Source organism: Pseudomonas antarctica, from assembly GCF_900624995.1.
GTDB lineage: Bacteria > Pseudomonadota > Gammaproteobacteria > Pseudomonadales > Pseudomonadaceae > Aquipseudomonas > Aquipseudomonas antarctica.
Window position 1 is genome coordinate 47,873 of the sequence record NZ_UYXQ01000004.1, and the last position, 23,724, is coordinate 71,596.

Annotated in this window: 20 protein-coding genes and 1 pseudogene; 12 read left to right on the plus strand and 9 right to left on the minus strand. The window is 58.8% G+C overall.

Features of this window, described 5'->3' with window-relative positions; genetic code table 11:
* Positions 1-168: 168 nt before the first annotated feature.
* Entirely contained in the window at positions 169-1,011 is an 843-nt protein-coding gene (locus E0F99_RS04210) for a mechanosensitive ion channel family protein (RefSeq protein WP_083356987.1), read from the minus strand.
* 136 nt (positions 1,012-1,147) lie between these two features.
* Entirely contained in the window at positions 1,148-1,633 is a 486-nt protein-coding gene (locus E0F99_RS04215; RefSeq protein WP_048727071.1) for a YajQ family cyclic di-GMP-binding protein, read from the minus strand.
* A 123-nt stretch (positions 1,634-1,756) separates the two neighbouring features.
* On the opposite strand from E0F99_RS04215, the gene E0F99_RS04220 reads away from it, so the two are divergent.
* The 3 genes from E0F99_RS04220 to E0F99_RS04230 are packed head-to-tail and all read left to right on the plus strand — an operon-like array spanning position 1,757 to position 5,338.
* The gene (locus E0F99_RS04220) at positions 1,757-2,674 is read left to right on the plus strand and encodes a putative 2-dehydropantoate 2-reductase (RefSeq protein WP_130908714.1); all 918 of its coding nucleotides are present in this window, start codon (positions 1,757-1,759) and stop codon (positions 2,672-2,674) included.
* Positions 2,675-2,720: 46 nt separating this feature from the next.
* Positions 2,721-4,757 (plus strand): sensor histidine kinase, encoded by a 2,037-nt coding sequence (locus E0F99_RS04225; RefSeq protein WP_083356985.1) that lies wholly within the window; start codon positions 2,721-2,723, stop codon positions 4,755-4,757.
* A gap of 2 nt (positions 4,758-4,759) precedes the next feature.
* Positions 4,760-5,338, plus strand: coding sequence for a cob(I)yrinic acid a,c-diamide adenosyltransferase (locus tag E0F99_RS04230; protein ID WP_083356984.1), 579 nt, complete (start codon positions 4,760-4,762; stop codon positions 5,336-5,338).
* 116 nt (positions 5,339-5,454) lie between these two features.
* Here the strand turns inward: E0F99_RS04230 and E0F99_RS04235 are convergent, their stop codons facing one another.
* From E0F99_RS04235 to secA, 3 genes are all read right to left on the minus strand, one after another.
* Positions 5,455-6,399, minus strand: coding sequence for a Nudix family hydrolase (locus E0F99_RS04235; protein ID WP_083356983.1), 945 nt, complete (start codon positions 6,397-6,399; stop codon positions 5,455-5,457).
* 20 nt (positions 6,400-6,419) lie between these two features.
* The gene (gene argJ, locus E0F99_RS04240) at positions 6,420-7,637 is read right to left on the minus strand and encodes a bifunctional glutamate N-acetyltransferase/amino-acid acetyltransferase ArgJ (RefSeq protein ID WP_083356982.1); all 1,218 of its coding nucleotides are present in this window, start codon (positions 7,635-7,637) and stop codon (positions 6,420-6,422) included.
* A gap of 123 nt (positions 7,638-7,760) precedes the next feature.
* Positions 7,761-10,496 carry a preprotein translocase subunit SecA gene (gene secA / locus E0F99_RS04245; RefSeq protein WP_083356981.1) on the minus strand — a complete coding sequence of 912 codons (2,736 nt, stop codon included), beginning with the start codon at positions 10,494-10,496 and terminating at the stop codon, positions 7,761-7,763.
* Positions 10,497-10,801: 305 nt separating this feature from the next.
* On the opposite strand from secA, the gene E0F99_RS04250 reads away from it, so the two are divergent.
* Positions 10,802-11,257, plus strand: a complete 456-nt coding sequence (locus E0F99_RS04250) for a DUF721 domain-containing protein (RefSeq protein WP_083356980.1) — start codon at positions 10,802-10,804, stop codon at positions 11,255-11,257.
* Between the two features lie 4 nt (positions 11,258-11,261).
* Here the strand turns inward: E0F99_RS04250 and E0F99_RS04255 are convergent, their stop codons facing one another.
* The gene (locus E0F99_RS04255) at positions 11,262-12,740 is read right to left on the minus strand and encodes a helicase HerA-like domain-containing protein (RefSeq protein WP_083356979.1); all 1,479 of its coding nucleotides are present in this window, start codon (positions 12,738-12,740) and stop codon (positions 11,262-11,264) included.
* A 204-nt stretch (positions 12,741-12,944) separates the two neighbouring features.
* Here E0F99_RS04255 and E0F99_RS31035 point away from each other — a divergent pair.
* Both E0F99_RS31035 and E0F99_RS31040 read left to right on the plus strand, forming a co-directional pair.
* Positions 12,945-13,979, plus strand: a pseudogene (locus E0F99_RS31035) (HAMP domain-containing protein); the annotation flags it as partial.
* A 93-nt stretch (positions 13,980-14,072) separates the two neighbouring features.
* The gene (locus E0F99_RS31040) at positions 14,073-14,837 is read left to right on the plus strand and encodes a methyl-accepting chemotaxis protein (protein ID WP_407019942.1); all 765 of its coding nucleotides are present in this window, start codon (positions 14,073-14,075) and stop codon (positions 14,835-14,837) included.
* Between the two features lie 35 nt (positions 14,838-14,872).
* Here the strand turns inward: E0F99_RS31040 and E0F99_RS29965 are convergent, their stop codons facing one another.
* Positions 14,873-15,043: a hypothetical protein gene (locus tag E0F99_RS29965; RefSeq protein WP_165447602.1), complete on the minus strand. Its 171-nt coding sequence runs from the start codon at positions 15,041-15,043 to the stop codon at positions 14,873-14,875.
* Positions 15,044-15,131: 88 nt separating this feature from the next.
* Positions 15,132-15,980, minus strand: a complete 849-nt coding sequence (purU, locus tag E0F99_RS04265) for a formyltetrahydrofolate deformylase (protein ID WP_005790961.1) — start codon at positions 15,978-15,980, stop codon at positions 15,132-15,134.
* A 348-nt stretch (positions 15,981-16,328) separates the two neighbouring features.
* Between purU and mvaT the strand changes: the two genes are divergently transcribed.
* Entirely contained in the window at positions 16,329-16,703 is a 375-nt protein-coding gene (gene mvaT, locus E0F99_RS04270; RefSeq protein WP_083356977.1) for a histone-like nucleoid-structuring protein MvaT, read from the plus strand.
* Between the two features lie 91 nt (positions 16,704-16,794).
* On the opposite strand, the gene sbcB is transcribed toward mvaT, so the two are convergent.
* Positions 16,795-18,222: an exodeoxyribonuclease I gene (sbcB, locus tag E0F99_RS04275; RefSeq protein ID WP_083356976.1), complete on the minus strand. Its 1,428-nt coding sequence runs from the start codon at positions 18,220-18,222 to the stop codon at positions 16,795-16,797.
* A gap of 167 nt (positions 18,223-18,389) precedes the next feature.
* Here sbcB and E0F99_RS04280 point away from each other — a divergent pair, with 167 nt between their 5' ends.
* The 5 genes from E0F99_RS04280 to E0F99_RS04300 are packed head-to-tail and all read left to right on the plus strand — an operon-like array spanning position 18,390 to position 23,721.
* Complete coding sequence (locus tag E0F99_RS04280; protein WP_083356975.1) at positions 18,390-19,082, plus strand: RDD family protein; 693 nt, start codon at positions 18,390-18,392, stop codon at positions 19,080-19,082.
* Positions 19,079-20,059, plus strand: a complete 981-nt coding sequence (locus E0F99_RS04285) for a stage II sporulation protein M (protein WP_083356974.1) — start codon at positions 19,079-19,081, stop codon at positions 20,057-20,059. The genes E0F99_RS04280 and E0F99_RS04285 overlap by 4 nt, the downstream gene beginning before the upstream one ends.
* Positions 20,046-21,575, plus strand: coding sequence for a DUF4129 domain-containing protein (locus E0F99_RS04290; RefSeq protein ID WP_083356973.1), 1,530 nt, complete (start codon positions 20,046-20,048; stop codon positions 21,573-21,575). Before E0F99_RS04285 ends, E0F99_RS04290 begins: the two co-directional genes overlap by 14 nt.
* Positions 21,572-22,729: a DUF4350 domain-containing protein gene (locus tag E0F99_RS04295; protein ID WP_083356972.1), complete on the plus strand. Its 1,158-nt coding sequence runs from the start codon at positions 21,572-21,574 to the stop codon at positions 22,727-22,729. Before E0F99_RS04290 ends, E0F99_RS04295 begins: the two co-directional genes overlap by 4 nt.
* Positions 22,726-23,721 carry an AAA family ATPase gene (locus E0F99_RS04300; RefSeq protein ID WP_083356971.1) on the plus strand — a complete coding sequence of 332 codons (996 nt, stop codon included), beginning with the start codon at positions 22,726-22,728 and terminating at the stop codon, positions 23,719-23,721. The genes E0F99_RS04295 and E0F99_RS04300 overlap by 4 nt, the downstream gene beginning before the upstream one ends.
* Positions 23,722-23,724: the final 3 nt, after the last annotated feature.

A 23,724-nucleotide genomic window follows, 5' to 3' on the forward strand; every position in this document is an offset into this window, starting at 1 on the left:
ACTTGAGGCCTCGGCCTTAAATAAAAAGCCGCTCCCCTGTTTAAAAGGGAGCGGCTTTTTTTATTGCAGTTTTATTTCAATCAAAAAATAACTAGCAAGCTAACTAACGAGATTAGCTGCCAACATCGAACCTGACCTATCGGCCAAGTTCGATACCTTGCCGCTTAGTTATTTTCCCGCCGGTTCCTGCACGACTCGAATAACCCGCTGTGGAAACGGAATATCAATGCCCGCCCCTTTCAAGCGATCACGCGACAACTCATTAAGCATAAACACCATGTCCCAATAATCCGACGTTTTGGTCCAGCAGCGCAAAGACACGGTGATCGAACTGTCGCCCAAGTTCGACACCACGACCACCGCCGCAGGATCTGTTAGCACGCGCGGGTCTTTTGCCAGCTCCAGCAACACTTCACGGGCTTTCTGCAGGTCGGCCTCATAGTCGATACCTACGTCAAACACCACCTTGCGGGTCGGCTGGCGGTTGGTGTTAGTGATGATGCCGTTGGAGAGGATGCCGTTCGGCAAGATCACGGTTTTGTTGTCGCCGGTGCGTAGCACGGTGTGGAAGATCTGGATGCTATCGACGGTGCCGGAGGTGCCCTGGGCTTCGATCCAGTCACCAATGCGGAACGGGCGGAACAGCAGAATCAATACGCCACCGGCAAAGTTGGTCAGGCTGCCTTGCAGCGCCATACCGATGGCAAAGCCTGCAGCTGCGATAGCCGCAACGAACGAAGTGGTTTCCACGCCAATCATCGAAGTCACGCTGATCACCAGCATGATCTTGAGCACGATGTTCACGATACTGGTAACAAAGCTCTGAAGCGCCAGGTCAGCGTTACGCATGGCCAACAGACGACCCATCTTGTGAGTCAGTTTGTTGATCAACCACCAGCCGATGGCCAGGGTGATAACGGCCAGCAATACCCGGCTGCCATATTCCATAATCATCGGAATCCAAGACTGCGAAGTCTTGATCAGGTGATCCATTTCAGCGTTCAAATCCATCTATCTTCTCCTGTTGCGCGGATATGCGGCTTTATTGACTGCCTGAAAACGCAAATGAGCCCCGTAGGGCTCAAGTGTAGGCACAGACTCTGGGGCGTGGGACGTCAAAAACGCCCACAGGTTCCGAAACGAGCCATCAGTCGCGGAAGTTATTGAACTGCAGCGGCATGTCGAAGGTTTTGGCGCGCAGGGCCGCGATAGCGTCCTGCAAATCATCACGTTTCTTGCCAGTGATGCGAACCTGCTCACCCTGGATGGCGGCCTGGACTTTGAGCTTGGCATCCTTGACATGGGCAACGATTTTCTTCGCCAGCTCTTTGTCGATACCTTCTTTGAGCACAGCTTCCTGCTTCATCAGCTTGCCGGAGGCGTAGGCATCCTTGATTTCAAGACATTGCGCGTCGATCTTGCGCTTGACCAGGGACAGCTTGAGGATCTCGATCATCGCTTCCAGCTGGAAATCGGCTTCAGCGGTCAGGTTGACGGTCAGTTCCTTTTCCTTGAATTCAAAGCTGCCCTTGCCTTTCAAGTCATAGCGACGGTCCAGCTCCTTGACGGCGTTCTCGACGGCGTTGGTGACTTCGTGTTTGTCCAGTTCGGATACCACGTCGAACGAAGGCATGTCATTTCTCCAATATAAGGGGCGGGCTCAGTAGAGATGGAGCGCGCCCGAGCTAAAATGCCGAGGCATTATAGCGGTTCTTTCGCCCCGTTCACTGTGAGCGACCCCACGGAGCACAAACTCATGTCGACCACCTGGCACATTCTCGGCGCCGGCAGCCTGGGCACACTCTGGGCAACCCGCCTGGCCCGCGCGGGCGTGCCCGTGAAACTGATCCTGCGTGATGCTGCGCGCCTGGCCAGCTATCAGTCGGCCAAGGGGCTGACACTGGTCGAGCAAGGTGTAGAACACACCTACCCGGTAATTGGCGAAACGCCCGACAGCCCTGAGCCGATTCATCGCCTGCTCGTGGCGTGTAAAGCCTACGACGCCGAAAGTGCGATCGCACAGCTGCAACACCGACTGGTGCCGGACGCCGAACTGATCCTGCTGCAAAACGGTCTCGGCAGCCAGGATGCGGTGGCCGCGCAACTGCCCCAAGCCCGCTGCATTTTTGCTTCCAGCACCGAGGGCGCGTTTCGTGACAGCGAGTGGCGCGTGGTGTTTGCCGGGCATGGTTACACCTGGCTGGGAGACGTGCGCCACCCCACTGCACAGCTGTGGCTCGAGGACCTGCACGCCGCGGGCATTCCCCACGAATGGAGCACCGAGATACTTACGCGCCTGTGGCGAAAGCTGGCTCTGAATTGCGCTATTAACCCGCTGACCGTGCTGTACCAGTGCCGCAACGGCGGCTTGCAGGTTCATCAGTGTGAAGTCGCAACCCTGTGCGCCGAGTTGACCGAATTGCTCGAATGCTGCGGCCAACCAGCCGCCGCCGAGGCGTTGCACAGCGAAGTGGAGCGAGTGATCCAGGCCACGGCGGCCAATTATTCGTCCATGTATCAGGACGTCGCTAATGCCCGGCGCACCGAAATCAGCTACTTGCTGGGCTATGCCTGCTCGGCGGCGGCCCGTCACTCATTGGCCCTGCCGCATCTGCAACAGCTGCAAGCACGGCTGGTCGACCACTTGCGCGCACGCGGATTGGCCAGCGACTGAGGCACGCGCTACCCTGCCTACCTGTCTATCACCTGGGAAAACACTGATGCCACTGCGCCAGCGTCTAGAAAATCTACCGGTAGGGCAGAAACTGCTGGCTGCCCTGCTAGTGTTATTGACCACCGTATTGCTGGTGGCCAACCTGACGTTTATCAGTGCCGCCTATTGGATCTCCCAGGAAAGCATGGCGCCCCAGGCGCTGCAGGCCATTGGTCGGCTGGTGTCCAACCCGTCACTCGCAGCACAAGCGCTGCAATCCCCGGCCAAGGCCGATGCCCTGCTCAATGAACTGACCAGCTATTCGCCATTACGCGCGGCTGCGTTGTATGACGGCGAAGGCACCCGCCTGGCGCAGATGCAACATGGCAATCGACTGCAACTACCCGACAACTACCGGCATATCGAGGCCTGGCGACTCACTGAGTTTCGCAGCAATCAGGTGATCACCCTGCCCCGCACCGGCCAGCCTTCCGGGCATCTGTTATTGGTCGCCAGCAGTGAACTGCCGATGGCGTTCTATACCGGCACGCTGACCGCCAGCCTGGGCATCCTGATTTTCAGTGTGCTGCTCTGGCTGGTCATTGCCCGGCAGATCAAACGCCTGATCACCCGCCCAATCCACGAGCTCGAAGAGCTGTCGCGCCAGGTCACCCGCGAAGAGAACTACGCCCTGCGTGCCAGCCGCGGTCACCATGATGAAATCGGCAGCCTGGCCGAAGCATTCAACACTATGTTGTCGCGCATCGAAGCCCGCGAGCAGCAGCTCAAGCGTGCACGTGACGACTCCCAGGCCGCTTACGACCAAGCCCAGAGCCTGGCCGAAGAAACGCGTCACACCAACCGCAAGCTGGAACTCGAAGTCCAGGTGCGCAGCAAGATCGAGAAAAAACTCACCGGCTTCCAGAACTACCTCAATAGCATCATCGACTCCATGCCGTCGGCGCTGATCGCCCTGGATGAACAGCTTTACGTCACTCAGTGGAACCAGGAAGCGACAGCCCTTTCCGGCACACGCCTGGACGAAGCACTGAACCAGCCGATCTTCCTTGCGTTTGAGCCGCTCAAGCCGTACTTGCCGCAGATCAAAGCCACGGTCGAGCAGCACACCGTGGAACGCATCGAACGCGTCACCTGGATCAAGGATGACGAGCCCAAACATTACGCCCTGACCTTCTATCCGTTGATGGGCGGTGCCGGGCGTGGCGTGGTGATCCGTATCGACGACATCACCCAGCGCTTGTCTCTGGAAGAAATGATGGTGCAGTCGGAGAAAATGCTCTCCGTCGGCGGCCTAGCCGCTGGCATGGCCCATGAGATCAACAACCCGCTGGGGGCGATCCTGCATAACGTGCAAAACATCCGCCGCCGCCTGTCCCCCGACCTGCCGAAGAACCTGGAGCACGCCGAAGAGGTGGGCGTGGAGCTGGACACGGTCAACCGTTACCTGCAAAGCCGCGAAGTGCCGCAACTGCTAGATGGCATTCAGCAAGCCGGCGCGCGCGCGGCGAAAATCGTCACCCACATGCTCAGTTTCAGCCGCCTCAGCAACCGCCAGATGGCGCCCTGTGACTTGCCGGCACTGATCGACCAAGCGGTAGAAATTGCTGGCAATGACTTCGACTTGACGATAGGTTTCGACTTCAAGGGCCAGGCAATCATCCGCCAGTTCGACCCGCAACTCGGCCCGGTGCCGGGCACCGCCAACGAACTTGAGCAAGTGCTGCTCAACCTGCTGAAAAATGCCGCTCAAGCCATTCACCTGCGTGAAGACCCGCGTGAGCCTGGGCGCATAATCCTGCGCACCCGCCTCAATCCACCGTGGGCAGAGATCCAGGTGGAAGACAACGGCATCGGCATGAGCGAAAACGTGCGCAAACGCACCTTCGAGCCGTTCTTCACCACCAAAGAAATCGGCCAAGGCACCGGGCTTGGGCTGTCGGTGTCGTACTTCATCATCACCAATAATCACAAAGGCCAGATGGAAGCGCACTCCACCCTCGGCCAAGGCACGTGCTTCACTCTGCGCCTACCCCTGGCCGGCAGCCAAATACCATCCTTTGACCTGACTCAACTGGAGCAATGACCATGGGCTTTCGCCTGTCGAAAATCTACACACGTACCGGCGACAAAGGCGAGACCGGTCTCGGAGACGGCCGTCGCGTGCCCAAGGATCATCCACGGGTGGAGGCCATTGGCGATGTGGATACGCTGAACAGTCAGCTGGGTTTATTGCTGGCTAACCTTGAAGAACAGAGCGGCAAGCATCCGCAACTGATGGATGTGATTGAGGTGCTTACACCCTGTCAGCATCGCTTGTTCGACTTGGGCGCAGAGCTTGCGATGCCCGTGTACAAGGCGTTGAATGCGGCCGAGGTCGACCGGCTGGAAGCAGCGATTGATCGCTGGAATGAAGAAGTCGGGCCGCTGGAGAATTTCATCTTGCCCGGTGGTTCGGCGCTGATCGCCCAAGCGCACGTGTGCCGTAGCCTGGCACGCAGTGCCGAGCGGCGCTGTCAGCACTTGAATACGGTGGAGCCGCTGGAAGGCGTGGGGTTGGCGTATATCAATCGGTTGTCGGATTTGCTGTTTGTCGCGGCACGAGTGATCGCCAAGCGCCAGGGGGTCGCTGAGGTGTTGTGGCAGGCTGCAGCGAAGCCACACTGATCATTGTTGAGTGACTGATCTGGCCCCATCACAGGCACGCCAGCGCCCACATTTGCATGTATTCACAAATCAAATGTGGGCGCTGGCTTGCCTGCGATGAGGCCCTCAGAGCTGCATCAAACCTGCGGCCAGAACGCCCGAATCCCTGCCACACCCTGAGCCCCAGCTTCCCAAGCCTGTTCCCGCTCCGCCGGCCCAACGCCGCCCAACAGAAACACCGGTTTGCCAAACCCGCGAATCAACTCTGCCGCCTGCTCCCAACCCAAAGGCTGAGCCTCAGGATGCGTCTGAGTCGACTGCACCGGCGACAGCGTGACAAAATCCACGTCCATCATTTGCGCCAGTGCCAGCTCTTGCGCGTTGTGGCATGAGGCCGCCAACCAGCGATCCTTCGGCAGCGGCCGGCCCTTGCTGGCGTATTTACGCAGCTGCGCCGACGTCATGTGCCAGCCGGCCGCCGGGAAATCTCCCAGCCACTCAAACGGGCCCTTGAGCATCAATTGCGCCTTGCCAGCACACAAACCCACTGCATCCACCGCCAGGTCACGGTATTTCGGGTCGTAGCCATTAGGCGCACGCAACTGGATCAGCTTGATACCACCGGCCACAGCCTTCTGAATACCGCGCAGCAACACCGGGGTTTCCAGCTCGCCAGGGGTAATCAGGTACTCAGCCGGTAACCGTGCTGCCGCAACGATCGGAGCATTGGCCGCTGGGAATTCATAGTTGATCAAATCCCGAGGGGCAACCCATTCCACCGGTTGCCCTTCGGCACCATGGGGCTCGCCGCTAAAAGCCGAGACCTCCCAGACATCCAGTAACACCTGCTTGTCCGGATAGTCATGTTGCACCTTGATCAGCGGCCGCGCCGTGGTGACCTGAATGCCCAGCTCTTCCTGCAATTCACGCGACAGCGCGGTGGCGACCGATTCATCGGCCTCCACTTTGCCACCGGGAAACTCCCACAGGCCGCCTTGATGTTGGGTATCGGCGCGGCGTGCCAGCAGGATCCTGCCATCGACACCGCGGATCACCGCTGCTGCTACATGCACTCGTTTCACCGCGCTTATCCTCTTGGCTATCAGGTACGGTATTCCGCATTGATCTTCACGTACTCGTGGGACAGGTCGGTGGTCCAGATGGTTTCGCTGCACTCGCCACGACCCAACTCGATGCGGATGGTGATTTCTTCCTGCTGCATCACCGCCGAGCCTTGGGCTTCGGTGTAGGTTTCGGCGCGAGCGCCACGGCTGGCAATGCACACGTCGCCGAGGAATACGTCGATCTTGCTCACGTCCAGGTCCGGCACGCCGGCACGTCCAACGGCGGCAAGGATACGGCCCCAGTTCGGGTCAGAGGCGAACAGTGCGGTTTTGATCAATGGCGAATGCGCCACGGTGTAGCCGACATCCAGGCATTCCTGGTGGTTGCCGCCGCCATTGACTTCAACGGTGACGAACTTGGTCGCGCCTTCGCCGTCGCGCACGATAGCCTGGGCCACGTCCATGCACACCTCGAACACCGCCTGCTTCAGCGCCGCAAACAGCGGGCCTTCGGTGGACGTGATTTCCGGCAGGTTGGCCTGGCCGGTCGCGATCAGCATGCAGCAGTCGTTGGTCGAGGTATCGCCATCGATGGTGATGCGGTTGAACGACTTGTTGGCGCCGTCCAGCATCAGGCGTTGCAGCACGTCACGGGAGACTTTGGCGTCGGTGGCGATGTAGCCAAGCATGGTGGCCATGTTCGGGCGAATCATGCCCGCGCCTTTGCTGATGCCGGTGACGGTGACCGTCACGCCGTCATGCACGAACTGGCGGCTCGCACCTTTTGGCAGGGTGTCGGTGGTCATGATGCCGGTAGCCGCCGCCGCCCAGTTATCCACAGACAAGTCATCCAGCGCGGCTTGCAGGGCGCCTTCGATTTTTTCCACCGGCAGCGGCTCACCGATCACGCCGGTGGAGTACGGCAGTACTTGGCTGGCGTCCACGCCGGTCAACTGGGCCAGTTTGGCGCAAGTGCGCGCGGCGGCGACCAAGCCAGGCTCGCCGGTACCCGCATTGGCATTGCCGGTATTGGTCAGCAGGTAACGAATTGGCCCGGCCACACGTTGCTTGGCCAGGATTACCGGGGCAGCGCAGAACGCATTGAGAGTGAACACACCGGCGACGGTCGAGCCTTCAGCACAGCGCATCACTACCACATCCTTGCGTCCCGGGCGTTTGATGCCGGCCGAAGCGATACCCAATTCAAAACCGGCAACCGGGTGCAATGTGGGCAAAGGACCAAGACCAACAGCCATGAATGCGCTCCTTAAAAATAGGTAATGTGTGTGCCGTCGTGATCGACGGTGAAATTAATGGCAAAACGCCGCGACGGCAGAAGCCAGTCGCGGCGCGGGGTGTAGCAGCGTCAGGCAAAAATCTTAGTTGATTTCGCCGTGGCAATGTTTGAACTTCTTGCCCGAACCGCACCAGCACAGTTCGTTGCGGCCCAGCTTCTGGTCATTGCGAACCGGGGCTTGAGCCAAGGCCACATCGACCTCTTCGCCCAAGACTTCAGGCGCTTCCAGGCCCGGCGCTTCGTCGTGCTGGAACTGCATGCGGGCCGCCAGTGCTTCGGCTTCCTGACGCAGGCGAGCTTCTTCCTCGATCGGGTCTTCGCGACGCACCTGAACGTGGGACAGCACGCGAATCGAATCGCGCTTGATCGAATCCAGCAGCTCTGAGAACAGCGTGAACGACTCGCGCTTGTACTCTTGCTTCGGGTTCTTCTGGGCGTAGCCACGCAAGTGAATACCGTGACGCAAGTGGTCCATGGTCGACAGGTGGTCTTTCCACAAGTCGTCCAGCACGCGCAGTACGATTTGTTTCTCGAAGGTGCGCAGTGCTTCGGCACTCGCCTGCTCTTCTTTCTCGTTGTACGCGGCCAGAAGCTCGGTCATCAGCTTCTCGCGCAGTGTTTCTTCGTACAGGTGGTCGTCTTCGTCCAGCCATTGCTGAACCGGCAAATCAACACCGAAGTCGCTCTTCAACGCCGCTTCCAGACCAGCAACATCCCATTGTTCAGGCAGCGACTGTGGCGGGATATGTGCGCTGACGGTGGCGTTGAGTACGTCCTGACGGAAATCAGCAATGGTCTCGCCAATGTTGTCGGCGGCCAGCAACGTGTTACGCATGTGATAAATCACTTTACGCTGTTCGTTGTTGACGTCATCGAACTCGAGCAGTTGCTTACGAATGTCGAAGTTGCGACCTTCAACCTTGCGCTGGGCTTTCTCGATGGCGTTGGTCACCATGCGGTGCTCGATCGCTTCACCGGACTGCATGCCCAAAGCTTTCATGAAGTTCTTCACCCGATCAGAGGCGAAGATACGCATCAAGCTATCTTCCAGCGACAGGTAGAAACGGCTGGAGCCGGCGTCACCCTGACGACCGGCACGACCACGCAACTGGTTGTCGATACGGCGCGATTCGTGACGCTCGGAAGCGATCACCTGCAGGCCGCCGGATTCCAGCACAGCTTGGTGGCGTTTCTGCCAGTTGGCCTTGATCTGGGCGATCTGCTCAGGGGTCGGGTTGTCCAGCGAAGCCACTTCAACTTCCCAGTTACCGCCCAACAGAATGTCGGTACCACGACCGGCCATGTTGGTGGCGATGGTCAGTGCGCCTGGGCGACCGGCCTGGGCGATGATCTCGGCTTCTTTTTCGTGGAACTTGGCGTTGAGGACCTTGTGCTCGATGCCTTCCTTATTGAGCAGGTTGGACACGTGCTCGGAAGTTTCGATGGTGGCGGTACCCACCAGGATCGGACGACCCTGGGCAATACCGTCCTTGATGTCGTTGATGATTGCCGCGTATTTCTCTTCGGCAGTCAGGAACACCAGGTCGTTGAAGTCTTTACGCGCCAGCGGCTTGTTCGGTGGGATCACCATCACGGCCAGGTTGTAGATCTGGTGGAATTCGAACGCTTCGGTGTCGGCCGTACCGGTCATGCCGGACAGTTTGTTGTACAGACGGAAGTAGTTCTGGAAGGTAGTGGACGCCAACGTCTGGCTTTCAGCCTGGATGTTGAGCCCTTCCTTCGCTTCGATGGCCTGGTGCAGGCCTTCGGACAGACGACGACCCGGCATGGTACGGCCGGTGTGTTCGTCAACCAGTACGACCTGGCCGTCCTGGACGATGTATTCAACGTTGCGGTGGAACAGCTTGTGGGCGCGCAGGCCAGCATACACGTGGGTCAGCAGGCCCAGGTTATGTGCCGAATACAGGCTTTCACCCTCAGCCAGCTCACCGATCTGGGTCAGCATGTCTTCGACGAACTGGTGACCTGCTTCGTTGAGTTCGACCTGACGGGTCTTCTCGTCGATGGAGAAGTGACCTTCTTTGGTCACCACGCCTTCCACTTCCTCGATGTGCTGCTCCAGGCGCGGGATCAACTTGTTGATCTCGGTGTACAAGCGCGAGCTGTCTTCGGCCTGGCCGGAGATGATCAGTGGGGTACGGGCCTCGTCGATGAGGATGGAGTCGACTTCGTCGATCACGGCAAAGTTGAGTTCGCGCTGGAATTTCTCATCCATGCTGAACGCCATGTTGTCGCGCAAGTAGTCGAAACCGAACTCGTTGTTGGTGCCGTAGGTAATGTCGCAAGCGTAGGCGGCGCGTTTCTCTTCCGGCGGCTGGAACGGCGTTACCACGCCGACGGTCAGGCCGAGGAATTCATACAGCGGACGCATCCAGTTGGCATCCCGGCGAGCCAGGTAGTCGTTCACCGTCACAACGTGCACGCCCTTGCCGGACAATGCGTTGAGGTAAACACCCAGGGTTGCCACCAGGGTCTTGCCTTCACCAGTGCGCATTTCGGCAATCATGCCTTCATGCAAGGTCATGCCGCCGATCAACTGGACGTCGAAGTGGCGCATGCCCATGACACGCTTACCGGCTTCACGGGCGACCGCGAAGGCTTCGGGAAGCAGCTTGTCGAGGGTTTCACCTTTGGCTATGCGGGCCTTGAACTCTTCGGTCTTGGCGCGCAATTGCTCGTCCGAAAGGGCAACCATCTGCTCTTCGAAGGCATTGACCAACTGCACCGTCTTGAGCATGCGTTTAACTTCGCGCTCATTCTTGCTTCCAAAAAGTTTCTTTAACAAAGGCGCAAACATATCGGCAGGTTCTTCCACACATAGGGATGGAGGGCGCACCGTGAGTGGCCCGAGCAGCCCTCACGGCCGCATGCGAACGCGCATTCTACCCGGAATCGTGGGTGAGGAAAGTGGCGTTGTTCCTCGATGCTGGCATGGCGCTGTGAGAGGACCTGTTTAAAATAAGGGCTTTTGCTGGAACTTCAACCCATGAAGCGCAGAAGTTACCTATTGATTTTACGAGCAAAGCGCTACTGACTCATCGCCCGGGGGCGCACAGGCGCTTTCTGCTAAGATGGCGGCTCTGTTACTTAAGGTGTCTAAACATGGCATTTCGCCCTCTTACAGCCCGCGCCCCAAGCGTGTTGCTCCGCGAAGCCAAACCGTTGAAAGCCATCTTCGGCCACGCGCAACGCCTGGGCCGTTTGCAACGCCTCGTAGAAAGCCAACTGCAGCCTGCCGCACGCGAACACTGCCATGTGGCCTCCTGGCGTGAAGGTCATTTGCTATTAATTGTCACCGACGGTCACTGGGCAACGCGTCTGCGCTATCAACAAAAACGCCTGCTGCGGCAATTGATGGCATTTGATGAGTTTGCCAGCTTGACCCGTATCCAGTTCAAGGTGCAGCCCCCCACGGCGCCACAACGCGCCGCTGGGCACACGATAGACCTCTCGGTGAATGCGGCCGAAACCATCCAGGCAACGGCCGACGGCATCAGCGATCCGGGCTTGCGTGCAGCGCTGGAGCGGTTGGCCGCCCACGCCAAGCCCAAAGCCTGAACCGCTATTTACGCTTGCTGCCGCCCAGCAACGAGCCCAGCAGCCCGCGCACCAGCTGACGCCCCATCTGATTGGCGGCCTGTTGCATCGCTGATTTGAGCGCCTTGCCTGCCGTGGTGCCCAGAAACGCGCCGGCCTTGTCGGTAAAGCTCGGTTCTTCGGTAGAGGGTTTAGCTTCTTCGGTTGGCCCCAGTTCCTTGCGCGCCATCAACACTTCATAGGCCGACTCCCGGTCAATCGGCTTATCGTAGCGCCCCAGCAGCGGCGAACGGGCGATCAGTGCCGCGCGTTCAGCCTCACTGAGTGGCCCGATTCGCGATTGCGGTGGCGCAACCAGTACGCGCTGGACGACTTCCGGCGTGCCCTTTTCCTGCAACGTGCCCACCAGCGCTTCGCCTGTACCCAACTCAGTCAGCACCGACAAAGCATCGAACGCCGGGTTGGGCCGGAAGCCCTCCGCCACCGCGCGCAGGGATTTCTGCTCTTTAGTCGTGAACGCCCGCAAGCCGTGCTGAATGCGCAGGCCGAGTTGCGCCAATACCGTGTCAGGCAGATCACCTGGAGACTGAGTGACAAAGTACACACCCACGCCTTTGGAGCGAATCAGACGCACCACTTGCTCCAGGCGATCCTGCAACGCCTTGGGCGTGTCGGCAAACAACAAATGCGCCTCGTCGAAAAACAACGCCAGCAGCGGTTTGTCGGCATCACCACGCTCCGGCAGTTGCTCGAACAGCTCAGCCAGCAGCCATAGCAGGAAAGTCGCGTAGACCTTCGGCGCCTCATGCACCAAGCGGCTGGCGTCGAGTAAGTGGATACGCCCACGGCCATCACTGGCCGGCTGCAAAATATCCTCGAGTTGCAGGGCCGGCTCGCCAAACAAGGCTTCGGCGCCCTGCTGCTCCAGCACGGCCAGGCGTCGTAACAGCGCCTGGCTGGAGCCCGTAGTCATCAGCGCCGCGTCGTCCCCCAGCAACTGCGGGTGATAACGCAGGTGGTTAAGCAAAGCCTTGAGGTCTTTAAGGTCAAGCAGCAACAGACCTTCGCGGTCCGCCACCTTGAAGGTGGCATAGAGTGCCGATTGCTGGCTGTCGGTGAGTTCCAGCAGGCTGCCGAGCAATAATGGCCCCATTTCGCTGATGGTGGTGCGCAGCGGATGACCGGACTGCCCGTGAATGTCCCACAACGTTACCGGATAAGCCTTCGCCGTGTAATCAAGGAAGGGCATACCCGCAATGCGCTCAGCCACTTTACCTTGAGGGTTGGCCGCAGCGCCCAGACCACACAGATCGCCCTTGATGTCGGCGGCGAACACCGCCACGCCCGCCTCACTGAAGGCCTCCGCCAGCCGCTGCAACGTGACGGTCTTGCCTGTGCCGGTGGCACCGGCTATCAACCCGTGGCGGTTGGCCAGGCGCATGGCCTGGGCGATAGGCTGGCCGTCAAGGCCAGCACCGATAAGCAATTGCGAGGAATCAGGCATTTCGTCACCTTTGGTTAATCTTTAGTACCGCCAGGTCGATATAGACAGAGGTAAGACCGACAACGTCTAAAAACAGGTCAGATAGCTTCTGTAGGGACTAGCAGGGTTATCACAAGAAGTATCACACCTTTTTTAACGCTGTCATTTTGCGCATCCTAAAAGGACGCGCTTTGGATATTAAGACCATAGCGGACTCTACAAGCCATGAATAAAAACCTGCGCTTCAGCCATAAAATCCTGCTTGCAGCCTCCCTTATCGTCATCGCCGCCTTCGCGTTGTTTACCCTCTATAACGACTACCTGCAACGCAACGCGATTCGTGACGACCTCAATAACTACCTGCATGAAATGGGCGATGTTACCGCCAGCAATATTCAAACCTGGCTAACCGGGCGGATTGCCTTGGTAGAAAACGCAGCACAAAACATCGCCATTAATCCTGAAACCAGTGTGGTTGCCAGCCTACTCGAGCAGAAAGCCCTGACGTCCTCGTTCATGGCGACTTACGTGGGCGACAGCAAAGGCGCCTTCACCATTCGCCCCGACACCAAGATGCCGGACGGCTTCGACCCACGGGTTCGCCCCTGGTACAAGGGCGCCCAAAGCAGCAACGGTTCAACCCTGACTGAACCCTACATTGACGCTGCTACCGGGCAGTTGATTATTTCTGTTGCCACCCCGAGCACCACCAAGGCCGGCCAGAGTATCGGCGTGGTGGGCGGCGACCTGAGCCTGCAAACCCTGGTGGATAACATCGGCGCGCTGAACTTCGGCGGCATGGGCTATGCGTTCCTGGTCAGTGCTGACGGCAAAGTGCTGGTGCACCCGGACAAGAACCTGGTGATGAAGACCCTGGCTGACATGTACCCGAAAAACACGCCGAAGATCAGTGGTGACTTCAGCGAAGTTCAAGCCAACGGCAAAGACAACATCGTGACCTTTACACCGATCAAGGGCTTGCCTTCAGTGAACTGGTACCTGGGCATTTCGGTGGATAAAGACAAATCCTTCGCCATGCTCAGCAAGTTCCGCACCTCGGCGGTGATTGCCACCATCATTGCCGTGGTAATCATCATCGCGCTGCTGGGCATGCTGATTCGTGTGTTGCTGCAACCCCTGCACCTGATGACCCGCGCCATGCAGGACATCGCCGACGGCGAGGGTGACTTGACCCGCCGCTTGACCATCCAGAACAACGACGAGTTCGGTACGCTGGGCACTGCCTTCAATCGCTTCGTGGAACGGATTCACACATCGATTCGCGAAGTGTCCTCGGCCACCGAGCAGGTCAACGAAGTCGCTTTGCGCGTGGTCAGCGCGTCCAACTCGTCGATGGTCAATTCCGACGAGCAGGCCAACCGCACCAACAGCGTAGCGGCCGCCATCAACGAACTGGGTGCTGCCGCCCAGGAAATTGCGCGCAATGCTGCACAAGCCTCCAACCAGGCCAGCGATGCGCGGCACTTGGCAGAAGACGGCCAGCAGGTCGTTGATCGCAACATCAAGGCAATGACGCAACTGTCCGCGATGATCAGTGCCTCCAGCAGCAATATAGAAGCGCTTAACAGCAAGACCGTGAATATCGGGCAGATTCTGGAAGTCATCACCAGCATCTCCCAGCAAACCAACCTGCTGGCACTGAACGCCGCCATCGAAGCGGCACGTGCCGGGGAAGCCGGGCGCGGGTTTGCGGTCGTGGCCGATGAAGTGCGCAACTTGGCGCATCGCACTCAAGAGTCGGCGCAACAAGTGCAAAAGATGATCGAGGAGTTGCAAGTCGGCGCCCGGGATTCGGTCACCACCATGAGTGAAAGCCAGCGCCACAGCCAGGACAGCGTAGAAATCGCCAACCTGGCCGGCGAGCGCCTGAACAGCGTGACCCAGCGCATCGGCGAGATCGACGGCATGAACCAGTCCGTGGCGACCGCCACCGAGGAACAAACCTCGGTAGTGGAGTCGATCAACATGGACATCACCGAGATCAACACCCTCAACCAGGAAGGTGTGGAAAACCTGCATTCCACCTTGCGCGCCTGCACCGACCTGGAACAACAGGCGGCGCGCTTGAAACAGTTGGTAGGCAGTTTCCGGATCTGATACCAGCGCCCGCGGACTGATACGACAGCGGGCGGTTATTCTTTTTCGGGCTCGGATTTAGCTTGCTCGCGCTGCCACAGCTCAGCGGCACCGGGAAACTCGGTGCCGTCCTCTGGGTTCAGGTCATCCGGGTCAAATCGACTCAAACACCCCTCACCCAGCGTCGCCGGTGCTTTGGAAGTGGCTTTGTCCAGTGGATCGCTCATCGATTAATCCTCAACGGCAGGCAAAGAAAAGGGCCTGTGGCGATTTAACGCCCAAGCCCCTTATTCTTCAATCATTCAAGCGCTGCTATCAGAACACGACAGTCTTGTTACCGTGAACCAGCACGCGGTCTTCCAAGTGGTAACGCAGCCCACGGGCCAGCACCATCTTCTCGACGTCACGGCCGAAACGCACCATGTCTTCAATGCTGTCGCTGTGGCTGACCCGCACCACGTCCTGCTCGATGATCGGACCGGCGTCCAGCTCTTCGGTGACGTAGTGGCAAGTTGCGCCAATCAGCTTCACGCCACGCAGCGAGGCTTGGTGGTAGGGCTTGGCGCCGACAAACGATGGCAGGAAGCTGTGGTGAATATTGATCACCTTGCCGGCGTACTCGCGGCACAGTTCCGGCGGCAGAATCTGCATGTAGCGCGCCAGTACCACTACGTCAGCTTCGTGCTGCTTGACCAGGCGAGAGACTTCGGCAAACGCCGGCTCCTTGTCCTGCGGGTTGACCGGCACGTGGTAATACGGAATGCCATGCCATTCGACCATACTGCGCAGATCGTCATGGTTGGAAATGACACACGCGATCTCACAGTCCAGCTCATCGCTGTGCCAGCGGTGCAACAGGTCGGCCAAACAGTGCGATTCACGGCTGGCCATCAGCACGACGCGTTTTTTCTGCTCCGTGTCGGTGATGTGCCAGGTCATCGAAAACTCTTCGGCGATCGGCGCAAACGCCTCACGAAAAGCTTCAAGACCAAAGGGCAGCGTGTCGGCACGAATTTCATGACGCATGAAAAACCAACCGCTGAGGTCGTCCGAGTGATGGCTCGCCTCGGTGATCCAGCCGTTGTGGGAGGCCAGAAAGTTACTGACTTTGGCAACGATGCCAACCCGGTCCGGGCAAGCGATCACCAGCCGAAAAGTGCGCATTAGGGGAAAACTCCAGAACTTCGCAAAGGTCGCCATTCTAGCGATTACGTGGAAAAACTGCAGTACTCCTTGCGCCTTATTCTGCCCCCGCGCCCTGGCGACAGCCCTTAATAACGTAAGGTTTATAGCCGCTATATGGCTGTACAACGTCACCTCGGGCAGTTATCGGAAAATAAACGAGATTATCTTTAGGCCAACCACCCACTAATTAACTCGATTGCGTAGCGTTGCTACAAACATTCAAAGTAATTCACATAAATGCGTCCTTAAATGTTTACTTGCGCAAGTGGCCTGACTATTATTAGCGCACTTTCCCTGTCAATCAGCGCTCTACATAAGGTAGTCCACATGTCTCTGATCAACGAATACCGTGCCACCGAAGAAGCTATCAAAGAGTTGCAGGCCCGTTTGAAGAACCTGTCCCAAGACGACAAGCTGCAAACCGAGCTGGAATTCGAAGGCAAACTGCGCACCCTGATGGGTGAATATTCCAAATCCCTGCGTGACATCATTGCGCTGCTGGATCCAGAGTCGAAAGTTAAAGCACCGCGTGGCGCTGTGAAAACTACCGGCACCAAGCGTGCTCGCAAGGTCAAGCAATACAAGAACCCGCACAATGGCGAAGTGATTGAAACCAAAGGTGGCAACCACAAGACGCTGAAAGAGTGGAAAGCCAAGTGGGGCGGTGACGTGGTTGAAAGCTGGGCTACCCTGCTGGGCTAAGCTTGGTCGGGCTCTGGCCTGATACGCAATACAATAAAAAACGCCAGCTTGCTGGCGTTTTTTATTGTCCGAACACTCTGCAATTACCTGTCTACAGATTCAGGCGAGCGGCTAAAGAGTCGGCATACTCCTGCCATTGATCCACTACCTGGGACTGAAACGATGTAGCAGTAACAGCCAACTCTTCGCGCGCCTGTTTAAATGCCGAGAGGGTATTGGGCGCGCCCCACTCCGCCTCCGACAACCGTTGCTGGCAAAAAAGTTTCCAGCGCTGTTGCTCCTCGATGTTCAAGGTGTCCGGAAAGTTACGCGCGCGGTAGCGGAATAATAATTCCGGCAAACGATGATCATCAAAAGGCCACTGCTGATGTGCCAGATGAGCAGGCTCAGCTGCCCGGACTTGTTCACATAAACGACGGTCGCGGTCGCCAATAAAACCATCATAGAGCTGCTGCTCCGGGTCTGTACTCGGCGCAAAGTCGTCCTCGGCGTAAATGACTGCCAATTTATCGCGCCACACTTCTTGTGCGTCAGTTAGTCGCAGCGCCCGTGCCTGAAACGCTTCCATATCCAACTGCAATCGTTCACGGTCCTGTGCTCGCAGCACGTTCAATGGCGCTACGACCGGGCAGCGGTTGATATGCAACAACTTGAGCGGCACCGGCAGCTCACCTGCTGCCAGATCATCACGACGCGTATAAAGACGCTGGCGCAAGGTATCAGCGTCCAGATCCAGCAACCCCTGCGGGTCGAGCCCAAGGTCGCAGACAATCAACGCATTACGATTGCGTGGGTGCCAGGCCAGGGGCAGGACAACGCCCAGGTAATGACGCGCGGCAGAAAAACGCCCGGAAATATGCACCATGGGTTGCAGCAGGCGTACCTGATCCATGACCCGCTGCTTGCTGCGCAACTGAAACAGCCAGTCATACAACTTGGGTTGTTTCTCACGCACCAAACGCGCCAAGGCAATCGTGGCACGCACGTCCGACAAGGCATCGTGCGCCTGGCCATGATCAATCCCATTGGCCTCGGTCAAGCGCTCAAGCTTGAGCGTTACGCGCCCATCCTGCTCAGGCCAGACAATGCCCTCGGGGCGAAGCGCGTAGGCTGTGCGTACCACATCGATCAAATCCCAGCGACTGTTGCCGCCCTGCCATTCACGGGCGTAGGGGTCAAAAAAGTTGCGGTACAGGCTGTAGCGCGTCATCTCATCGTCAAAGCGCAGGGTGTTGTAACCGGCACCACAGGTGCCTGGCGCGGCCAGCTCGGCATGCACACGGGTCATGAAGTCGGCTTCGGCAAGGCCCTTTTCCGCCAGGATTGCGGGAGTAATACCGGTGATCGCGCAGGCGGCCGGATGGGGCAGGATATCGTCGCTGGGCTGGCAATAAAGATTGACCGGCGGGCCGACCTCGTTGAGTTCGAGGTCGGTACGAATACCGGCGACCTGCAGCGGGCGATCGCTGCGTGGGTTGATGCCGGTGGTTTCATAGTCGTACCAGAAAATAGAGGTCACGGGCTGTTCCTGTACTGAAGATCGGCAAAGTCTAGGCGCTGCAAGGCGTCCGCGGCCAGCGATACATGAGCTGTACAAACATCCAGCAAAACCTGGAAGGGTTGCTTCCACCGTCGACACTGCTAGCATCCGTGTCTCTCAGCCGCTTTGCACTGCCAAGGATCGCAATGCCATCAGCCCCTTTGGATACCCGCTACCAGATCGAGACCCCGGAGGGCATTGATCTGCCCTTGCGCCCGGCAGGCCTGCCGCCACGGGCACTGGCCTTTGCTTTCGACCTGGGCGTTCGTGGGTTGATCATGGGGATCCTGCTCGTGCCTCTGGCGCTGCTGGGCAATATCGGCATTGGTCTGGGCTCGCTGCTGCTGTTTCTCCTGAGCTGGTGGTACATGGTGCTGTTTGAGGTACTCAACCAGGGCTGCTCCCCCGGAAAGCAGGTCATGGGCCTGCGGGTGGTACAGGACGACGGCACACCTGTCGGCTGGTCCGCATCATTGATCCGTAACCTGCTGCGCTTTGTCGATATGCTGCCTTTCGGTTACTTCATCGGCGCCATCAGTTGCCTGCAGCATCCTCACTTCAAACGCCTCGGCGACTTGGCCGCCGGCACCCTTGTGATCTACCGCGAACAGCCCTTGGCGCGCCCCCAGATTCCTCAAGCGAGCGCCCTGCGCCTGCCGTTTGCGCTGGACCTCGGCGAACAGCGCGCCATTCTCGGCTTTGCCGAACGCCAGGGTGAACTGTCCAGCGAGCGCGTGCATGAGCTGGCCTCAATCCTTGCCACGCCGCTGCAAGTGTCTCCGGCACGGGCCGTGGAACAGCTCAATGGTGTGGCACGCGGTTTGTTGGGGCCCACATGAAACAGAGCCAGTTCGAAAGCCGTCACCAGGCCCAATGGCAGGCCTTTTCCGAGCAACTGAAACAGTTGGAACAAGGTCGTGCCAAGGCCGGTGACGTGGCTGACTTCCCCCATCACTATCGACGTTTGTGTCAGCACCTGGCTCTGGCCCAGGAGCGCGGCTATAGCAGCTACCTGGTCGACCCACTGCAGCAACTTGCCCTGCGTGGCCATCAACAGTTGTATCGCCACCGCAGCCAATTGGGCGCGAACATATTGGCCTTCATTCTGGCCGACTTCCCGCGACTGGTGCGCGAGCAGTGGCGTTTCGTCCTGATCGCCAGCCTGCTGTTCTTTGGCAGCCTGGTGGGTATAGCCCTGCTGGTCTACCTGTTTCCAGACCTGATCTACAGCATCGTCAGCCCCCAGCAGGTTGCAGAGATGCAAGGCATGTACGACCCGGATGCCAGCCGCCTGGGGCGCGCCGCCGAGCGCGCTTCCAGCGAAGACTGGATGATGTTTGGCTACTACGTAATGCACAACGTCGGCATCGCTTTCCAGACCTTTGCCGCCGGCCTGCTGTTTGGCCTGGGCAGCGTGTTCTTTCTGATTTTCAACGGTTTGATCATCGGGGCGATCTCCGGGCACCTGACCGAAATTGGCTATGGCCAAACATTCTGGTCATTTGTCATCGGTCACGGTGCGTTCGAACTCAGCGCCATCGCCCTGGCTGGCGCAGCGGGGTTGCAGCTGGGCTGGGCGCTGATCGCTCCAGGATCACTGGCGCGCAGCGAATCCTTGCGTTTGGCGGCGCGCAAAAGCGTGCAAATGCTCTGCGGCGTCATGGTGTTCCTGCTGATTGCAGCCTTTATTGAAGCGTACTGGTCTTCCACCACAACCATCGCCCCTTGGGCCAAATACCTTGTCGGCGCTACGCTTTGGCTGCTGGTGGCCGCTTACCTGACCCTTGCTGGACGGACTCGCCATGCGCCTGAGTGATGCCAGCGTGGTGATACGTCCCCGCACCGCCTGGGAAGCCATGGACCTTGGCGTCTTAATGGCCCGGGAATATCGCCTGCTGTTGATGAGCAGTTGGGCGCTCGTGAGTTTGCCAGTGTTTGCCCTGCTCACCGCACTGCTCTGGGACCACCCGTCTATTGCACTATTCGTGTTCTGGTGGCTCAAGCCGGCATTCGACCGCTTGCCGCTGTACATCCTGTCCAAGGCCCTGTTTGGTGAAACGCCAAGCATCAAACAGGCCGTACGCCATTGGCCGCGACTGCTAAAAAGCCAACTGCTGCTCAGCTTGACTTGGCGTCGACTAAGCCTGAGTCGCAGTTTTGTGCTGCCAGTCAGTCAACTTGAAGGCCTGGGTGGCCAGGCGCGCCAGCAACGGCTGGGGGTACTGCTGCAACGCAACGCCGGCGCCGCACGCTGGCTGACCATCATCGGAGTACACCTTGAAATCGGCCTGTGGTTTGGTTGCATGGCGATGTTTTATCTATTTATCCCGGATCAGGTTGAATCGGATTGGGACTGGCAACGCCTCGCACTCGCGGCGGGCTCGGACTGGCTGTGGCTGGAACACCTGACCCATGCCTTCTACGCGCTGATCCTGGTGTTTTGGGAGCCCATCTATATTGCCTGCGGCTTCAGCCTCTATCTCAATCGTCGCACCGTACTGGAAGCCTGGGACCTGGAGTTGGTATTCCGCAGATTGCGTCAGCGCCTGAGCAGTGTTGCGCCGCTGCTACTGCTGGTTGTCGGGTTGATGCTGATACACGCCAGCCCGCAGGTCATGGCCGATGATTCGAACGCCCGCACTCAACTCAGCACTCAAGCCGCCTCCCAATCGGTCAAGACCGTGCTGGAACAGCCCCCTTTCAAAAACCCGGAAACCGTCACCCGTTACCGTTTTGGCGATGAAAAGCCTGCGGCTAAAAACAAAGCGCATGGTGACGGCAAATTACCGGCCTGGCTTCAGTCACTGCTGGACAGCCTCAACAGCAATACCTTCAAACATGTCGGCCAAGGATTGGAAATACTCCTGTGGAGCCTCGTAATCGGCCTTTTGGCGCTGCTGGTCTGGCGCTACCGTGACTGGCTGCGTGCCTTTGTCGGCCGGCGCCCGCAGCGCAGCCCCAAAATCGTCAAGCCGGCGCCGGCGCAATTGTTCGGTCTGGAACTGGGTATCGAGACACTGCCAGAAGACATCGCCAGTACCGCCGAGCAACTATGGCCCACTCAGCCTCGTGAAGCCCTTGGCCTTCTCTACCGAGGGCTGCTCAGCCGGTTGCTGCATGACTACCACCTGCCGCTGAAAAGCGCCGATACCGAAGGTCAGGTCCTGGAGCGTGTTCACCAGCTGCAACAACCGCATCTACTGGCGTTCAGTGATGAATTGACCCGGCACTGGCAGAACCTCGCTTACGGTCACCTTCTGCCTCCTGTCTCTGCCCAGCAAAAACTCTGCAGCGATTGGCGTGCGTTGTTCCGTTCGGGAGCCGCCCAATGAGCCGCCCATTAGTGTGGATCGGGGCGCTGCTGGCGTGCCTGCTGGGAGCCGGGGCCTTTTACGCCTGGCAAAAGGCGATTCCTTATGACGAAGTGGTGGATCGCGGTCCATCCCCCCAAGCCCGGCAGAACCCCTATCTGGCAGCCGAGTACTTTTTACGCGAGCAAGGCCTGGCAGTCGCGCATGCCAATAGCCTTGAACGGCTCTCCAACCTTCCCGCCAAAGGCAATAGCCTGCTACTTCTGGGCGAACGCAGCAACATGACCCCGCGCCAAGTGGATCAACTGTTGGGGTGGGCGAAGTCCGGGGGGCATCTGCTAGTGGTCGCCGAAGCGTTATGGGATGAAGAAACAAGTAAAAGCGGGGACTTGCTGCTCGATCGACTGAACATCCACCAACTGATGAGTGACGTCTTTGACGAACCGGCCGCCCCACGCAAAAAGAAAGCGCCGGACCTGACCAAACTCTATGTCGACAATGAAACCGCTCCGGCCTATTTCAGCTTCGATACCGCCTTCAACCTTACCGACCCCAAGCACGTGGCACAGTTTTCCGCCAACAGCGCCAAGTCCAGCCACCTGATGCAACGCGACCTTGGGGATGGCACCGTGACAATTGTGACCGACAGCGATCTGTGGAAAACCCCAGCCATCGGCCGACACGATAACGCCTGGTTGCTGTGGTACCTCAACCAGGGCACTGACGTGACCTTGCTGTTCAACCGCGACGTCGACAATCTACTGACGCTCTTGCTGCGCTATTTCCCCCAGGCCCTGGTGGCGCTTGTCGCGCTGATTACACTGGCGCTATGGCAAGCCGGTATGCGCCAAGGCCCGATCCAGGCGCCTGCACCCAAGGCACGTCGGCAATTGCAGGAACACTTGAAGGCCAGCGCCGATTTCTTGCTGCGCCGCAGCGGCCAAGGCGCTCTTTTGCAAGCCTTGCAGCGTGACGTGCAGCGTGCTGCAAGGCGGCGTCACCCAGGCTTTGAACACCTCGAAACCGCTGAACAGTGGCAGGTACTTGAACGCCTGACGCGCCAACCCTCTCACATTATCATTCAGGCCCTCGGCCCACTCACGGTAAAACGGCTCAGCAGCGCCGATTTCAGCCGTCAGGTGGCGTGCCTGCAAACTCTCAGGAATGCCCTATGAGCGATTTTCCAGCAGCCATGGCACCGACGACCGACAGTCTCCAACACGCCAGTGCGCAGGCACAAGCCCTGCGCGTCGAACTGCGTAAGGCGGTGATTGGCCAGGACCAGGTGATTGACGACGTACTCACCGCATTGATCGCCGGCGGCCATGTACTGCTCGAAGGCGTGCCGGGGTTGGGCAAGACGTTGCTGGTACGCGCCTTGGCCCGTTGTTTCGGGGGCGATTTCGCGCGTATCCAATTCACACCGGACCTGATGCCCAGCGATGTCACCGGACACGCCGTGTACGACCTGCACACCGAGCAGTTCAAGCTGCGCAAGGGCCCACTGTTCACTCACTTGTTGCTGGCCGACGAAATCAACCGCGCCCCGGCCAAGACCCAAGCTGCCCTGCTCGAAGCCATGCAGGAACGCCAGGTCACGCTTGAGGGCGAGGCGCTGCCCATCGGCCAACCGTTCATGGTGCTGGCCACCCAAAACCCGATCGAACAGGAAGGCACCTATCCCCTGCCCGAGGCCGAATTGGACCGGTTCATGCTCAAGGTGCGCATGGACTACCCAGATGCACAGCAGGAGCTGGATATGGTGCGCGAAGTGACCCGTTCATCCAGAGCGGACATGCTCGATGTGCAACCGCTACGCACCGTGCTGCAAGCCCAGGACGTGCTGCAACTGCAGCAGATCGCCAGTGAACTGGCCTTGGACGAACAAGTGCTCGACTACGCCGTACGCCTGGCACGCGCTACCCGCACCTGGCCTGGGCTGGCCATCGGCGCCGGCCCTCGTGCCTCCATCGCTCTGGTTCGAGGAGCCCGAGCCCGGGCTTTGTTGCGCGGTGGTGAATTCGTCACCCCGGACGACATCAAGGGCTGCGCGCTGGCGGTGTTGCGTCACCGGGTGCGAATTGCACCAGAGCTGGACATTGACGGCCTCGAAGTAGACCAGGTGCTCAAGCAGTTGCTGGACCAGATTCCGGCGCCCCGGCAGTGATGC